The 16167-nt window shown below is 39.1% G+C and carries 20 protein-coding genes; 18 read left to right on the top strand and 2 right to left on the bottom strand.

The window, feature by feature from the left end; genetic code table 11:
* Positions 1-14 precede the first annotated feature (14 nt).
* The 7 genes from J8Z25_RS20360 to J8Z25_RS20330 all read left to right on the top strand — a co-directional run bounded on the left by J8Z25_RS20360 (position 15) and on the right by J8Z25_RS20330 (position 6901).
* The gene (locus tag J8Z25_RS20360) at positions 15-626 is read left to right on the top strand and encodes an FMN-binding negative transcriptional regulator (protein ID WP_130052543.1); all 612 of its coding nucleotides are present in this window, start codon (positions 15-17) and stop codon (positions 624-626) included.
* A 283-nt stretch (positions 627-909) separates the two neighbouring features.
* Complete coding sequence (locus J8Z25_RS20355; RefSeq protein WP_130052541.1) at positions 910-2868, top strand: methyl-accepting chemotaxis protein; 1959 nt, start codon at positions 910-912, stop codon at positions 2866-2868.
* A 105-nt stretch (positions 2869-2973) separates the two neighbouring features.
* Complete coding sequence (locus tag J8Z25_RS20350; protein WP_130052539.1) at positions 2974-4506, top strand: EAL domain-containing protein; 1533 nt, start codon at positions 2974-2976, stop codon at positions 4504-4506.
* Between the two features lie 2 nt (positions 4507-4508).
* Complete coding sequence (locus tag J8Z25_RS20345) at positions 4509-4943, top strand: GNAT family N-acetyltransferase (RefSeq protein WP_130052537.1); 435 nt, start codon at positions 4509-4511, stop codon at positions 4941-4943.
* 549 nt (positions 4944-5492) lie between these two features.
* Positions 5493-5816 (top strand): hypothetical protein, encoded by a 324-nt coding sequence (locus J8Z25_RS20340; RefSeq protein ID WP_130052535.1) that lies wholly within the window; start codon positions 5493-5495, stop codon positions 5814-5816.
* A 120-nt stretch (positions 5817-5936) separates the two neighbouring features.
* Positions 5937-6176: a hypothetical protein gene (locus tag J8Z25_RS20335; protein ID WP_250662147.1), complete on the top strand. Its 240-nt coding sequence runs from the start codon at positions 5937-5939 to the stop codon at positions 6174-6176.
* A 344-nt stretch (positions 6177-6520) separates the two neighbouring features.
* A complete protein-coding gene (locus J8Z25_RS20330) occupies positions 6521-6901 on the top strand; it encodes a VOC family protein (RefSeq protein ID WP_250662146.1) in 381 nt (126 codons plus the stop codon).
* A 54-nt stretch (positions 6902-6955) separates the two neighbouring features.
* On the opposite strand, the gene J8Z25_RS20325 is transcribed toward J8Z25_RS20330, so the two are convergent.
* Positions 6956-7762 (bottom strand): ion transporter, encoded by an 807-nt coding sequence (locus tag J8Z25_RS20325; RefSeq protein WP_175580486.1) that lies wholly within the window; start codon positions 7760-7762, stop codon positions 6956-6958.
* Between the two features lie 88 nt (positions 7763-7850).
* On the opposite strand from J8Z25_RS20325, the gene J8Z25_RS20320 reads away from it, so the two are divergent.
* From J8Z25_RS20320 to J8Z25_RS20290, 7 genes are all read left to right on the top strand, one after another.
* Complete coding sequence (locus J8Z25_RS20320; protein ID WP_130052529.1) at positions 7851-8057, top strand: hypothetical protein; 207 nt, start codon at positions 7851-7853, stop codon at positions 8055-8057.
* Positions 8050-8322, top strand: a complete 273-nt coding sequence (locus J8Z25_RS20315) for a hypothetical protein (RefSeq protein ID WP_130052527.1) — start codon at positions 8050-8052, stop codon at positions 8320-8322. The genes J8Z25_RS20320 and J8Z25_RS20315 overlap by 8 nt, the downstream gene beginning before the upstream one ends.
* 2 nt (positions 8323-8324) lie before the next feature.
* Entirely contained in the window at positions 8325-8771 is a 447-nt protein-coding gene (locus J8Z25_RS20310) for a hypothetical protein (protein ID WP_130052525.1), read from the top strand.
* Positions 8772-8830: 59 nt separating this feature from the next.
* Complete coding sequence (locus J8Z25_RS20305) at positions 8831-9025, top strand: YwbE family protein (protein ID WP_130052523.1); 195 nt, start codon at positions 8831-8833, stop codon at positions 9023-9025.
* Positions 9022-9549, top strand: coding sequence for a DUF4240 domain-containing protein (locus J8Z25_RS20300; protein ID WP_062565591.1), 528 nt, complete (start codon positions 9022-9024; stop codon positions 9547-9549). The genes J8Z25_RS20305 and J8Z25_RS20300 overlap by 4 nt, the downstream gene beginning before the upstream one ends.
* A 189-nt stretch (positions 9550-9738) precedes the next feature.
* The gene (locus J8Z25_RS20295; protein ID WP_205987947.1) at positions 9739-10155 is read left to right on the top strand and encodes a DUF805 domain-containing protein; all 417 of its coding nucleotides are present in this window, start codon (positions 9739-9741) and stop codon (positions 10153-10155) included.
* A gap of 49 nt (positions 10156-10204) precedes the next feature.
* Complete coding sequence (locus tag J8Z25_RS20290; protein ID WP_130052521.1) at positions 10205-10588, top strand: DoxX-like family protein; 384 nt, start codon at positions 10205-10207, stop codon at positions 10586-10588.
* A 6-nt stretch (positions 10589-10594) separates the two neighbouring features.
* Here J8Z25_RS20290 and J8Z25_RS20285 read toward each other — a convergent pair whose 3' ends face one another.
* Positions 10595-11491, bottom strand: a complete 897-nt coding sequence (locus tag J8Z25_RS20285) for a LysR family transcriptional regulator (protein WP_130052519.1) — start codon at positions 11489-11491, stop codon at positions 10595-10597.
* Positions 11492-11610: 119 nt separating this feature from the next.
* Here J8Z25_RS20285 and hutH point away from each other — a divergent pair, with 119 nt between their 5' ends.
* From hutH to J8Z25_RS20265, 4 genes are all read left to right on the top strand, one after another.
* A complete protein-coding gene (gene hutH / locus J8Z25_RS20280; protein WP_130052518.1) occupies positions 11611-13104 on the top strand; it encodes a histidine ammonia-lyase in 1494 nt (497 codons plus the stop codon).
* Between the two features lie 11 nt (positions 13105-13115).
* Entirely contained in the window at positions 13116-15116 is a 2001-nt protein-coding gene (hutU, locus tag J8Z25_RS20275; RefSeq protein WP_130052517.1) for a urocanate hydratase, read from the top strand.
* A gap of 121 nt (positions 15117-15237) precedes the next feature.
* Positions 15238-15648, top strand: coding sequence for a GFA family protein (locus J8Z25_RS20270; RefSeq protein WP_250662145.1), 411 nt, complete (start codon positions 15238-15240; stop codon positions 15646-15648).
* A 90-nt stretch (positions 15649-15738) separates the two neighbouring features.
* Entirely contained in the window at positions 15739-16125 is a 387-nt protein-coding gene (locus J8Z25_RS20265; protein ID WP_130052514.1) for a hypothetical protein, read from the top strand.
* The last annotated feature ends 42 nt before the right edge of the window (positions 16126-16167 follow it).

Genomic DNA, 16167 nt, shown 5'->3' with positions numbered 1-16167 from the left:
ACTAAAGGAAAGTAATGCACACGCCTAGTAAATGGAAAATGACACCCGAAAGAGTGTCGCAGTTTATTAAAACCTACAGCTTTGCATTAATGGTTGATAGTGAGTTTGAGGCAACTCATTTACCATTAGTTTATAAACCCGATGAGGGCGAGTTTGGGACCTTATATGGTCATGTTTCACGGGCAAATGGTCATGGTAAAAGCTTGCAAAATACTCGGGTATTAGTGGTTTTTAATGGGCCTCATAGTTATATATCTCCGACATGGTATGCAGAAAAGCCTGCTGTATCGACATGGAATTATGCTGTGGTTCATGCCAAGGGTAAGGTTGCATATCTTGATGATGAAAACACCTTAGCTTGCCTAGATGAGCTAATTAGGCAATACGAGCCAAGTATTTTAAACGATACCAGTTTGCTACCAGATGAATATCAAGCAAAGTTACTGCGGGGAATTGTAGGCATTAAAATTGAACTTGACTCAATTCAGGCAAAAGAAAAGTTAGGCCAGCATAAATCGGCGGCGGATCAGCAAGGTGTTGTAGCTGGGTTAAAGGCCGATAAACACCCTGATTGTCAGGCTTTACTTAGCTATATGCTAAAACACGAAGTAGGAATAGGCAGCTAATTTGCATCCAGCAAATGCTGCCAATTGGTTGGAAAGTACCTAGCATGGTTTTGTTAAAAGCATGTTAATTACTAAGGCTAAAGTTAGTACATTCCATGTTCATGTCAACTAAATGACATATATATGAAGGTAAGTTTTGGGTATAGACAATAAAAATAGCCATAAACTGCACATTGATTTTATTAGCCCAATCTATTTTGCCCCATAAAAATAAACACTTATTTATTTGCTGAACTTCCAAGGCCTCACTATATTTTCTTAAGTACCTAGTTGGAAGTATGCTATGAATATCTCAAAAAAATTAAAGCTCGCTTTTGCATCAGCCATCGCGCTGCCGCTGATCATCATTGCTGCGCTTGTAATTACACAAACAAGACAGCAAGCTCTCGACAATTTTGCCGAGCTTAGTGAAAGAGAAGCCAGACAAGTCGATAATGGTATCAGTATGTTTTTTGCAGAAATTGAGAAAAATGTCGATTACCTTGCTTCTCATACCGCTATCTTAGACGCCAAGCAAGGCGTTAAAACCCATATGCAATCACCTAGTGCAGAGATGCTTGATCATTTAAGTGGCAGTAGCACCGAAAAAAACGCTTTTAGTTTGTTTGATCACTTTGGCGTAACCCACCCGGGACTTGCTTATATCTACATGGGTAATGAACAAGGTGGTTATATTCAATGGCCAGAGGGTGAAGTAACAGCAAATTATGACCCAAGAGTTAGGCCATGGTACGAAACAGGTAAAGCTGCAAATGGTAAAACAGTAAGAACCAATGCCTATTATTGGGCAGTAGATGACATGGTAATTGTTTCTACTGTTAAGGCAATTAAAGAAGAGGGCGAGTTTATTGGTGTGCAAGGCATGGATGTATCCTTGCAGGGGCTTACCGATATTATTGCGAACATTAAACTTGGTGAAACTGGCTATTTAATGCTGATTGAAGACAGTGGCAATGTACTCGTTGACGTTAAAAATGCTGATTACAGGTTTAAGCAGCTAGCACAAGTCAATAACGGAAAATACAAGCAGCTCGCTGAGAATAATCATGGTCAATTTGAAATAGACATTAATGGTAAAGATTACTTAGCGAATATTTATACCTCACAAAAACTAGGCTGGAAATTTATAGGCTTAGTTGAAAAATCTGAAGTGATGAGTGCCGCAAATGCAATGACGATTACTATTTTAGTCATCAGTGCAATTCTGATTGCTGTATTCATTCTAGTTGCTAGCTACATTTCTAAATTAATTTCAGCACCTATTGTTGAAGTAAGTGATGGCCTGACAGAAATATCGCAAGGTGGTGGTGATCTAACCAAACGTTTGGTTATTAAAACACGTGATGAAACGGCCAAATTAGCAAACAGCTTTAATTTATTTTTGAACCTGATATCGGATTTAGTTACGCAAATTAATGATTGCGCTCAAAATGTGAGTGATACCTCCGCACAAACATCATCACAGGCCGCACAACTGTCAGGCTCAACATCGCAGCAACAACAAGCTCTTGAAATGGCGGCCACAGCGATTAATGAAATGGCAGCGACTGCTAATGAGGTCTCTGCCAGTTGTGCAAATGCAGCTGAGCTTGCATCGCAAACTCAACAAGCCTCAGAGCTTGGACAAAGTGTGATTTCTCAGACTGTTGATAGCGTTGTATCTTTGTCTGAAGTGATCACCAAAGCAACTCAAGATATAAACCAACTTGATGCTGAAAGTGAAAACATCATGTCGATATTGAGCGTAATAAGAGGGATTGCAGAACAAACCAATTTATTAGCATTAAATGCGGCAATTGAAGCGGCGAGGGCGGGCGACCATGGCCGAGGCTTTGCGGTTGTTGCAGATGAGGTTCGTGCATTATCACAAAGAACATCTGAATCAACAGAAGAAATTGCAAGCCAATTAGACTCCTTACGAAAGATGTCTGATCAAGTGTCAAAAGAAATGACAACCAGCTTAAACCGCACAAATAAAACAGTTGAGTTAGCCCATTCAGCACAGCAACAATTTAGTGAAATAACCGCGTCAATTGTTAATATTAGCGATTTGAATACACAAATCGCGACAGCAGCTGAAGAGCAACAGCATGTAGCTGAAGACATTAATCGTAATGTGGTAGAGATTAAAAACGCGGCGGATGATGTCAGCGAAATTGCTGAAAGTGCAAGAGGCAACGGAGAGAAACTAAACTTATTATCGAACACGCTTACTGATTTAGTAGGTAAGTTTAAAGTTTAGAGTAGTTAAAATTATGCTTGGATACTAACCTTGTCCCTTTTTTGTTGATTAAATAGAGATTAAAGGTTAGTTTTTATGTTGGTATTATCAAACCTAAAGTAGAACATGCAGGGAAAAATATTTCAGCTAAACAATAACAAACAAACTATTTATATATTTTTTATCATGCTATTTTTTACGCTGAGTCTCCACCTCCTCATAAGCTACCTTCAAGTAAATCATCAAAAGCAGTTTGCTGAATCTCTATTAACTAAAGCAGAAAATATATCGAATGATATAGTGGCTTCTATCCAAGAAGTCGCAACGCTATCTCCTAATAGATGTGACTCTGATTCCATCAACACATTACGTATAATTCTTTCAAAATATGAATACACTCATGACTTAGGTCTAATTTTTGATGGTAAGGTCGGTTGTTCAGCAAACTGGGGACTATTTGAAACTCCAATTTTATTTGCAAGAGAGTTTTATAGTTCTTCCTCGGGGTATCAATTCGCTTCGAAGGTAGGGAATATTTTCCCAGTTCCAGCCAGATACGATATAACAAAAAAAGACAACGTGATTGCTTTCACAATTAATGAACCATTTAAGAGTTTTGACCATCTTGAAAAAGGGTTTTCTTATAAAATTATTTCAAAAAATGAGAGCCATACTTTCCATAACTACAAATCTGAGTATCAGTTCAAAAAGGATACGTTATTAAATTCTCAGGAATTAAAAATTTGCAGTTCAAAATTCGAATACTGCGTAGAGACGTTAAATAATCGTCCTGGGCTACTTTATTTACCAATTTTTATCTCGTCATCACTTATTTGTTTAATCGGGTTAATAAGTTTTTTAATTGCTTATTCTGTTATTTCATATTTTGATAAGAACTCTTCAATCGAGTTTAGGTTGCGTAAAGCTATAAAAAACGGTGAATTATATTTAGAGTACCAACCAATAATTGAGCTGAAAAATAATAAAATAATTGGTGTGGAGAGCCTAGTTAGGTGGAAAGACGCCGTTCATGGAAATGTATCACCTGAACTTTTCTTAAGTATCGCAGAACAGTTAGGCTTGTACTCAACCTTAGCATATGACTTAGTTAAAAGAGCATTTGCAGAGCTTTCAGCTATTTTACATAGGGATCCCGAGTTCACAGTTGCGATTAATGTTAATGCGTACGAAATTAAAACTTCAGAGTATTTAGATAACCTATACGAACTTTGTATGAGTTATAAAATAAAGCCGCAGCAAGTAAAAATAGAAATTACAGAGCGAATAGGTTTGCCACTTGAAGAGTTATCTAACTTTGCAACACGGGCAAAGTACTATGGCTTTATTATTGCTCTTGATGATTTTGGAACAGGAGTATCTAACCTTGTGTGGCTCACTGAAATTAACTTCGACATCATTAAAATTGATAAAATATTAACACAATCAATAACGGATGAATTTAAACAGGATATGGTATTAGCCATTATGTCTCTGGTTACAAATCTTAATCGCTTGGTCATTTTTGAAGGGGTTGAGGTGTTTGAAGAATATAACTTCATAAAAGCTTTTAATCCTAATCATCAAATTCAAGGTTGGTATTTTTATAAGTCTTTACCATTAACCGAGCTAAATAAAGCACTAGATGGCCAGCAAGGATGACAATGAAAATAGAAAGTGTGAACACTGAAGATTTCCCAGAACTACTTAGTGTATGGGAAAACTCAGTTCGAGCGACACATGATTTTATAACAGAAGACGACATAGCCTTTTTTAAGCCCATTATCATTGAGCAGGCTTTTCCAAATGTTACTTTGAAGTGCATAAAGGATGAACATAAAGCAATTTTAGGTTTTGTTGGTGTTCACGATAGCAAAATTGAAATGTTGTTCATTTTAGATGCTGCCAGAGGTGAGGGGATAGGTAAAGTACTCTTGAACTATGCGGTTGAGCAATTAGCAGCCAACAAAGTGGATGTTAATGAGCAAAACCCACTTGCAGTTGGGTTTTATCAACATATGGGGTTTAAAGTTATCTCACGCTCACCTTTAGATGATATGGGCAAACCATTTCCAATATTACACATGGAACTCGTGTAGGAATGGCTACAGCCATGTAGGTCGTCATTTATGGCGACAATAACTGTGAACGATGAATGTACGGCGTTGAAACGCCTCCTACATACTTTACTCTCGTAACTCGCAAACTTTACTCTCATATCTCGCTAACTTCTCTTTTAACGCGCTAAAGCACGACCTACAACGCGCGAAACAAGTTTCACGCCTACGATTGAAAACATTGGGCTCTAGGATTTAGGCTCTGGGACGCGATGTAAAATCGCTGCTACTTGCTCGGCGTTAAAACGCCTCCTGAAACTTTCACCTTGTAACTCGCAAACTTCTCTTTTAACGCGCTAAAGCACGACCTACAACGCGCGAAACAAGTTTCACGCCTACGTTGGAAAACATTAGGCGCTAGGATTTAGGCTCTGGGACGCGATGTAAAATCGCTGCTACTTGTTCGGCGTTGAAACGCCTCCTACAAACTTTACTCTCGTATCTTACAAACTAAAAAATCATTACTTGTCATACAAAATAATCTATTGTATTTTCAGGGGATTAAGGTTTAAAAATAAAAGGATTTTAGTAATGGTTAAACTAAATGGATTCACAGTTTTAATTTTGATTGCTATCAGTTCGCTAATAACTTATTTGGTTACTTCATCGAGCAACAATAGTGAGGTGACGGCTACCGTAATAGAGAGTCAAGTTAATAGTGATTCTAATAAAGAAGTGATCTCGGCGAATAACAAAGATATACATCAAAGCACTATTCAAGTTAAACAATTAGCCAGTTCAGAGCCTGAAGGTAATAAGGTGAGTGAAGAGCAAGGTCAACAAACGAATTTAGCTGATAGACATTTTTCATCATCAGAATCTGTTACCAATTCATTCATCACTGATAATGGGTAAATTAAACAGCAAAGCGTATTTGGCGCAATCACAATTCCTGAATTTCATGACTTTTTGAATAATGTACGAGTTACTGAAGAAACAGATAATTCAATAGAAAGAGAAGTTAAGCTGCTCGAGATGTTGAGTCAAATTCGCACAAACGACGTTTATGCTGAAGACTTTGCTTGTAGAGGTAAAGTCTGTGCTATGTCATTTCACCATGAGGCTAACTCTGATTTTGATCTTGATAAGTTGAGTACTTTTGATGAAAACTACCTTTTCACAAACACATCAAAAGACGAATCAGGTTCAACAGTGACAAGAGTCTTGTTTATTCAAACAGACAACCCATCTCAATTAGTTTTTACCAATGGCTAGTCTTTGTAAGTCGCTATTTATGGCGACAAAACCTTGAACATTTTCATGTAGGAACGGCTTTTGCCGTGAACCATAAATGTTTGGCTTTGAAACGCCTCTTATAAACAAACGCGCGAAACAAGTTTCACGCCTACGTTGGAAAAACATTAGGCGCTAGGATTCAGGCTCTAGGACGCGATGTAAAATCGATGCTATTTGCTCGGCGTTGAAACGCCTCCTACAACTTTCATCTTGTAGCTTGCTAACTTTCCCCTTGTAACTTGTAACTCGTCACTTATCTTTTGCTTAATTTGCTGTTCGCGATATGCTGACATAACGAATATTGAATTACATTGGAATTGAAAATGAAGCTCAATCAGGTGACGTTACCTGTAAAAGATATGGATGAAGCGGTGGCTTTTTACTTAACACTGGGAATGATTCAGATTGTAGATACCCCGCATTACGCACGCTTTCAATGCCCAGATGGTGATGCCACATTTTCGCTGTCATTAGAAACCGATAATTATAATAATCATGCGGTAATTTATTTTGAACATGAGCAGCTCGATGAGCTCTACGCAAGCCTTGTTGAAAAAGGCATTAACTTTGAACAGCCACAAACCGCCCAGCGTTATTTATGGAAAGAAGCAATTTTAAAAGATCCATCAGGTAATAAAATTAAATTGTATTGGGCCGGAGAGAACCGCTTAAACCCACCATGGAAAGTAGAAAAAAGAGGATAAATTAAAGGCGCTAGGTCCTAGCGCCTAATATCTAAAAACTAACCTCTTAAAATGTTACTGCTTTTCTTTCAGTAATTGTTTTAGTTCGGCCATTTCAGCTTGTAGCTGAGCAATTTGTCCTTTGGTTGCAGGCATGTCGGCATCAGATGTTTGCTCTTCTCGAGCGTTGCGATGCTCTTCAGACATGACTTCTAAAATTGCACCCACCATCATGTTTAAAAATATAAAGGCAGTTAAGAAGATAAACGTTAGGTAGAAAATCCAACTGAGTTCATACACAGCCATGGTCTCATACATGACATCAGTCCAATCCTCGAACGTTGCAATCCTAAATAGGGTGAGCATAGAAATAGATACATCGCCCCATAATACAGGGTTTATATCAGCAAACAGCATGCTACCCATAGCGGCATAAATATAAAAAATCACAAACATAAGTAGGGCAATATAGCCCATTTGCGGAATAGCTTTTAAAAGCGAGTTAACCAGCAGTCTAAGCTCTGGGATCATAGAGACTAGTCGCAGAACGCGGAAAATACGCAGTAATCGAGCGATAAAAATTGTTGATCCAGCTGCAGGGTAAAGGCTACCGACCACGATTATGAAATCAAAAATATTCCAACCTTTGCTGAAAAAATCTTTAAAGCCACGGCTTGCGATAAAACGGATCACTAGTTCAACTAAAAAGAATACCGTGATACCTACGTCCATCCAATGTAAAGCAAGCTCAGCTGTAGGATGTAATGAATAGGTATGTGCACCCACTGTTAGTGCTGAAATAACAATGACAGCGATAACAAATGATTGAAAAATTTTACTTTTATCGATACGCTGAAACAGCTCTTGTAACTGCGACAACATCATATAGAACCCTTTGGTAATAATATTTAAACCCACGCAATATACAGGAAAACGCAGCACCAATGTATAACTACATAAAGGAAATTTAATGTTTTTTAATGCTTTAAAATTGGCCATCATCGCGACTGTTGTAGTGCTCTTGTCAGCTTGTAGCTCAGACGCCCGTTATCATGAAATTCAATCGGCGCGTTTAAGTGAATGCAATCATATGGCAGATAAAGAGTACCATGAGTGTGTAAAGCGCCAGCAAGATGGCTACGAAGAATTTAAAAAACAACAAGCAGAACATGACTAAAACTGAAAAGCGCCAAGATAAGGCTATTCGAGTTGCGTTAACGCAAGCGTGCGAACAAGCAAAAGAACAAGTACACGAATTTTCATGGTTAACTCATACTGCTGATCTAAAAAAACTACCGCAATCGCTGAGAGTAAGTTGTTACTGTAAAGAGCTGCCGATTACAGCTGAGCAAACCCAGTTAATTAGCAGTCTAATTATCAAAGAATTGAGTGCAATAGATTTAGCGATCAATCCAAAAGCAATTGCGTTTTTAAAGGAATAAAAATGAATTTAAATTTAACCCCTAAACAGATGGTTAGGTTAAACCTAGCTCTTGCTGTGTTGTTTTGTATTATTGGTGTGTACAGCTTGCAATCAGACTCATTACCTATTTCAAGTTTTACTGGTTTTATATTTGCTATCGGTTTTTTGGCACAGGCCTATCGCTATACAGAAAAGTTTGTAGCCAAAACAGCCCTTAGTAAAACACTCACAGCAACAGACACAAGCCTCACGGTTAAGCAGGTGTATTATGGCGAGCAAGTAGAGACTCTTGAGTTGAGCCGTATTACACAATTGAAAGTTGCTGATAACTATTTAGCTGTCATTTTAGATGGCAACGGCCAAGGCTTCGATTTTCAAATTAAAGGCAAAGCTCAAGCCATTACTGAACGTTTAAATGAAATATTGCCAAAGGAGCTGCTTAAAAACAGCCCAATCAAACAGGTTTAATTTGGTAAGCCAGCTGCAAATGGCTATAATCGGCAAAAATTATTGAAAGAGATATAGCAATGGCAGTGCCTACGCGTTCACAAATTTCAATTGGCTGCGAAGTCAACATTGTATTAAAACAAGATCAACGAACTGGTCAGTTAACTCAAGGTATAGTGTCACGTATTTTAACTAAGTCACCGAATCACCCGCATGGTATTAAAGTTCAACTTGATGATGGTCAAGTAGGGCGCGTGAAAGAGATTTTATCATGAGTGTTTTAAGCGAAAGTGAATTTTGGCAACTCGTGACCGCCGAAGATAAAACTGCCGAGCCTGAGTCTGTTTGTAATGCATTAAAAGCAAAACTGACTGATTTATCTGACCAGCAGCTGATGGAATTTGATAAGCAGTTTAACCTACGTATGCGTAAAGCCTATACCTGGGACTTATTTGGTGCAGCTTATGTAATGGCCGGTTGTAACGATGATTATGGCTTTTCTGAGTTTTTATGTTGGCTTATTTCACGTGGTGAACAGGCTTTTTTAAAGGCGCTTGAAAACCCAGACTCAATTGCTGAGTGTACGCCAGTTTATCATTTAAACGAACAGCCTTACCCGTATTTAGATGAGTACGACTTGATTGCCGGTATGTTGTACGAAGAGCGTAATGATGACGAATTACCCTTTGTGCCATCAGGCCTTGAGCAACCAAAAGGTAAACGTTTTAAAGATAAAGCAAAGTTTTTAAAACAAACCTACCCAAATTTATACGCCAAGTATTGGCAACAACCGAGTTAAATAAAAGCACCTAAGGGTGCTTTTTTATGTCTTTATACTTACTTGTCTATGGCTTTTAAGTAATTTCTTAGTACCCAAATCTATTCACTTTGTGTTATCTTATTAATGCTGAATTCAGCACTATTTACAATATAAATCAGCAGACTAGATTAAATCGGTTTGCTACAACACATATCAAAGGAAATGACAGTGTCAGAAAATGTATATCAAGCCCCAGAAGCAAACCTCGCTACAGCATCAACAGAAACAACCACTTTAAGCATAAAAGAAATTTTGTTTTCTTTTAAAGGACGTATTCCTCGTAAGACTTATTGGTATTCAGCATTAGGTATGATTTTAGCTTCATTTGTTCTTATGTTTTTAGTAGCACTATTAACAGGTGGTAATGAGTCTGCTATTTCTGTAATCATGCTTATTCTCTATATTCCGCTAATATGGGTTTCGCTTGCGATTCAAGTGAAACGCTGGCATGACCGTAATAAATCAGGTTGGTGGGTACTAATTAGTTTTGTGCCATTAATTGGTCCTATCTGGGCTTTAATTGAAAATGGTTTTTTAGCTGGTGATGAAGCTGAGAACCGTTTCGGTCAACCTACTAGCTTATAAGCTATACTGTGTGCTCTGAATAACAGAGCACACAAAGCCAACTTGTCTAATGAAGCATTTAAATACGATTCAAATAGCTCGATTTATTATTAGCTTTAGTTGGTTTTATCATGGGCTGATACCAAAGCTTATTCACATTGCCCCCCTAGAGCTAAAAATGACAGCCAGTTTTGGTTTTAATCCCGAAATCTCAACGCTCATCACCCGAGCAGCTGGCATAGGTGAAATTATATTTGCCGTGCTGTTTTTTATTTTCTACCGTTCCATCTTAATCAATATTCTCAATATAGCTGCTTTAGTTGGGCTAATGCTGTTTGTTGCTGTTTTACAACCCGCACTTTTAATCGAAGCGTTTAATCCTGTAACTACAAACCTTGCCATAATCGCGTTTAGTCTAGTGCTTATAAATGAGCAAAAAGCGCCAAAAAAGTAATAAAGCCTAAACCGCGTAACAGCGCTTAATTTCGTCAATCATAGCGTTTGCTAAAGGGGAGCTGGCGTTTGTTTTTGAGGTGATTAATACCACAGGAATATCGTAGTGATATTTGTTTGGCTGAACAGCCTTAAAAATGCCTTTATCGACCCAGAACTGTGCATAGTGATCAGGTAAATAACCAATAAACTCACCAGATAAAATTAAATGTGCAATCCCTTCATCATGGTAGGCAACGGCACTATTTTGATAGTTTAAACCGTCGTTTCGGCTTTCTTTATCACGCATGTAGTTACTGGTAATCACCTCCGCTTCTTTGAGCAGCTCATTTATTTTCTTGTCTTCACAATTAAATAACGGGTGACCGACTGCGCAATACAGAAAGTTGGTTTCGTTATGTAGGGCGGTGTAATCTAATCCGCGAATATGATGGCGGCTAACACCAATCCCCACTAACGAGCGGCCATTGGCTACTGCGGTTTCTACCTCTCGTGCTTCACATACGTTAATATCGAACTGAATGTTTTTACCTTTTCCTTTTAACCTTGCAATAGCACGGGGAACGGCACAGCGTGGATCGCTAACCATGGTATCTATCATGGCGATACTTAAACGTCCCGATAACTCATTTTTAGAGCTTGCTACGGTATTAGCAAAGGCTTCGCATTGCTGAAGCAGTTCAATCGATGCCTGATAGGTGATAGCTCCTGCATCTGTAATTTCAAAGCCACTGCGGCCACGTTTACATAATTTAATGCCAAGCCTTACTTCTAAGTCTGATAAATGCGCACTGATGGTTGAGCGGCCAATATTCAAACGTGACTCTGCGGCTGAAAGCCCGCCACACTCAACAATTGCTACAAAAACGCGCAATAAGCGCAGGTCTACGTCATGAACTTGCATAGCTCTTCTTTTAGTTCGATAAATCTGGAATGAATAACGATAATTATGCATTTGTAAAACAACTAGAGCAAGCTAGACTCCCTCTAAATAAAACTAATCCTGTTCTTTAGGAGTTATAAATGACATTTAAGTATGGTGTTGACCAATTAACGTTAGATAGCGTTAATGCTATTGCAGCCGGTACGTTACAGGCAGAGCTTTGCCAAGAAGCAATTGATAAAATTAATAAAAGCCGCCAAAATGTAGACAAAATGGCTGCCTCAGATAAAGCCATTTATGGTATCAATACTGGCTTTGGTCCATTATGTGATACACAAATTTCTCCAGAAGAAACTAACCTACTACAAAAGAACTTATTGATCACACACGCTGTAGGTGTGGGTGAGCCAATCGCTAAACCTATTTCAAAGCTAATGCTAATCACCAAAGTACATGCATTAAGCCAAGGTTTTTCAGGTATTCGTTTAACCGTTGTTGAGCGTATGCTTAAGTTTATTGAACTTGATATCATTCCTGTTGTACCAGAGCAAGGTTCAGTTGGCGCATCGGGCGACTTAGCACCGTTATCGCACTTATTTTTACCTCTTCTAGGTGAAGGTGAGTTTTGGGTAAACGACACAATCAAGCCAGCAGCAGAAGTATTAAAAGAGCACGGTTTAGCGCCTCTAGATTTACATGCTAAAGAAGGTTTAGCGTTAATTAATGGTACTCAGTTTATTTTATCTCATGCCATTACTGCGCTTACTAAAATGCGTTACCTATTAGACCTTGCAGACATCGCAGGTGCTATGAGTATTGAAGGTATGCAAGGTAGCGAATCACCATTCCGTGAAGAGTTACATGCTATCCGTGCTTTTAAAGGTAACATCGAAGTTGCAGCGCGTATGCGCAGCTTTTTTGCAGGCTCTGAAAACATGGCTTCACATACTGATTGTGACCGTGTTCAAGACCCTTACTCACTGCGTTGTATTCCTCAAGTTCATGGTGCATCACGTAATGCGTATTACCACTTAAAAGAACTTGCTGAAACAGAAATGAATTCAGTTACAGATAACCCAATTGTGATCAGCGAAGAAGAAGCAATTTCGGGTGGTGGTTTCCACGGTCAACCACTTGCTATGGTATTAGATTATGCTTCAATTGCAGCAGCAGAGCTTGGTAACATTGCTGATCGTCGTTGTTACTTGCTACTTGAGGGCTTACATGGTTTACCGCGTTTATTAACGTCATCGGGTGGCTTAAACTCTGGCATGATGATCCCACAATACGTGACTGCGGCATTGGTAACAGAAAACAAATCTTTGTGTTTCCCACCATCAGCGGACAGTGTACCAACATCAATGGGTCAAGAAGATCACGTATCTATGGGTAGTATTTCTGGTCGTAAGTTAAACCAGATTTTAGGTAATCTTGATAAAATCTTTGCAATTGAGCTTATGTATGCAGCACAAGCAATTGAATTTAGACGTCCTAATAAGTGTTCTGACATCATTGAAGAAAACTTTGCATTAATTCGCAGCAAAGTTGCCAAATTAGAAGAAGACCGCTTACTTAAGCCTGATATTGATGCCATGGTAGAACTTGTTAAATCGCAAGCGTTTAAAGTTAACTAAGGGAGCAAATAATGACTTTTCAAGAACAAATTAAGCAAGGTATCCCAAGCGTATTGCCAGAGCCAAAACCGTATCCAAGCGATGCAAACCGAGCTCCAAAACGTAAAGACATTTTATTGGCCGACGAAAAGCAATTGGCTATTCGTAACGCATTGCGCTATTTCCCTAAAGAATGGCATCAAGAATTAGCTGCTGAATTTGCTGCTGAGCTCAAACAATTTGGCCGTATTTACATGTATCGCTTTAAACCTAACTATGAGCTTAAAGCGCGCTCGATCAGTGATTACCCGGCTAAATGCGAACAAGCTGCCGCTATTATGTTGATGATCGACAACAACCTTGACCCTGCTGTAGCACAGCACCCAGAAGAGCTAATCACTTACGGTGGTAACGGTGCGGTATTCCAAAATTGGGCGCAGTACTTATTAACCATGAAGTACTTAAGCGAAATGGAAGAAGACCAAACGCTACACATGTATTCGGGTCACCCTATGGGGTTATTTCCATCATCAGTTGAAGCACCGCGTGTGGTTGTGACAAACGGTATGATGATCCCGAACTATTCAAAACCAGATGACTGGGAAAAATTCAATGCACTAGGTGTAACTCAATATGGTCAAATGACTGCGGGTTCATTTATGTACATCGGCCCGCAAGGTATCGTTCACGGTACAACCATTACGGTAATGAATGCGTTCCGTAAAGTACTTGCAAAAGGCGAATCACCAAAAGGTAAGATCTTCTTAACTGCTGGTTTAGGCGGTATGAGTGGTGCTCAGCCTAAAGCGGGTAACATTGCTAACTGTATTACCGTGTGTGCTGAGGTTAACCCTAAGGCGGCTATTAAGCGTCATCAACAAGGTTGGGTAGATGAGCTAATCGATAACATGCCAGAGCTTGTTGAGCGTGTACGTACTGCTCAGCAAAATGAAGAAGTGGTTTCGATTGCCTTTATTGGTAACGTGGTTGATGTATGGGAAAGCTTCTTAGCTGAAGATATTTTCATTCACTTAGGTTCTGACCAAACTTCACTTCATAACCCATGGTCAGGCGGTTACTACCCGGTTGATATCAGCTATGAAGAGTCAAATCGTTTAATTCGTGAAGAGCCAGAAGTATTTAAAGAAAAAGTACAAGCGACGCTTAAGCGCCACGCCGATGCTGTTAACAAGCACACGGCAAAAGGTACTTACTTCTTTGATTACGGTAATGCGTTTTTGTTAGAAGCATCACGCGCTGGTGGCGATGTAATGGCTGATAATGGTATTGATTTTAAATACCCATCGTACGTACAAGATATTCTTGGCCCAATGTGTTTTGATTACGGCTTTGGCCCGTTCCGCTGGGTATGTACCTCAGGTAAGCCAGAAGATCTAGATAAAACAGATGCTATTGCTGCAGATGTTTTAAATAAAATCATGGCAGACTCTCCTGAAGAGATCCAACAGCAAATGCAAGACAACATCACGTGGATCAAAGATGCGAAGCAAAACAAACTTGTTGTAGGTTCTCAAGCTCGTATTCTTTATGCAGACGCACAAGGCCGCGCTGAAATTGCTAAAGCCTTTAATGATGCCATTAATCGTGGTGAAATTGGTCCAGTTGTACTTGGTCGTGACCACCATGACGTAAGTGGTACTGATTCACCTTTCCGCGAAACATCAAACATTTATGACGGTAGCCGCTTTACAGCAGATATGGCTATTCATAACGTAATTGGTGATGGTTTCCGTGGTGCAACATGGGTATCTATCCATAATGGTGGTGGTGTAGGCTGGGGCGAAGTGATCAACGGTGGTTTTGGTATGCTACTAGATGGTAGTGAAGCTGCCGAGCGTCGTCTGAAATCTATGCTATTATTTGATGTAAACAACGGTATTGCTCGTCGTAGTTGGGCTCGTAACGAAGAAGCTAATTTTGCAATTAAACGTGAAATGGCTCGTACGCCTAAACTTAAAGTGACCTTGTCTAATAACGTTGATGATGAAGTTTTATCAAACTTAGATTTCTAAGTTGTGTCAATGCAAAAAGGCTATGTTGTACACGCAACATGGCCTTTTTTATTGCCTAAAATTTTTAAATAGCGCATTGTTTAGGTAATAAATTTTTGGCTTAGCTAATGAGGAGATAGAGATGACTAAAACACTGACGGGTGAATGTTGCTGCGGTGCAGTGAGTTTTAAAGTTGCTGATAAATTTAGGCGTTTTTACTTCTGTCATTGTGAACAATGTCGAAAACTGAGCGGAACAGCTCACGCTGCAAATTTGTTTACCTCACCAGATGCTATCGAATGGGTAAAAGGTCAGAAGCATATAACGCGGTTTAATTATCCTGGTCGTGCATTATCTAGAGCGTTTTGTAAAACCTGTGGCTCTGCGCTGCCATTTGAATCACAAGACAGTAAATACCTACTTGTACCTGCAGGTAGTTTAAACGAAGAGCCAAGTAAAGAATTAGACGCGCAAATATTCTGTGAAGAACAAACCGAATGGCATAGAAAAGGCTTAAATGGCAAAAAGTTGATTGGCTTGGGTCGCGATTAAGCGCTTTGATAATTTGCTTTTATGAATAAAGTTTGACCAGCTAATCGAGTTTGATTAATCTTTAAGATACATTTTAAAAGGAGGTTTAATATGTTTAAAGTTTTAACCTTAGCTGCTTTAGTCTCGTTAGCAGTACCTACAAACGCAAATGAAATGACAGCCGAGTTTCTTAAAAATGAGCTAGAAATCGCTCATTCTCAGTACATCAAAGGTTCAAGCGATAGTGCGCTTTATGCGTTAAATGCACTCGCAAGAATTCTTGAGCTTGATAGCGCTAAAACGCTGCAAACAGAGTTAGGCCCTAATAATCTTGCGTTTACTTATCTTCGGATTGGACTTATTCATGAGCAAGCTGGTGAGCAGCAGCAAGCCAATAGCTACTTTGCAAAAGCAATGAATGTTCACCAAGGCGAAAAAAGTCAGCTTGCAGAGCTTAAAGCTTATGTAACTAAATTAGACAAATCAGTAAAGAGTTAGCGAGATACTAGAGTAAAGTTTGTAGGAGGCGTTTCAACGCCG

The organism is Pseudoalteromonas sp. SCSIO 43101 (assembly GCF_023650775.1).
Classification (GTDB): domain Bacteria; phylum Pseudomonadota; class Gammaproteobacteria; order Enterobacterales; family Alteromonadaceae; genus Pseudoalteromonas; species Pseudoalteromonas apostichopi.
Note: the sequence above shows the minus strand (reverse complement) of the source record. Positions and strands in the feature narration are given on the sequence as shown.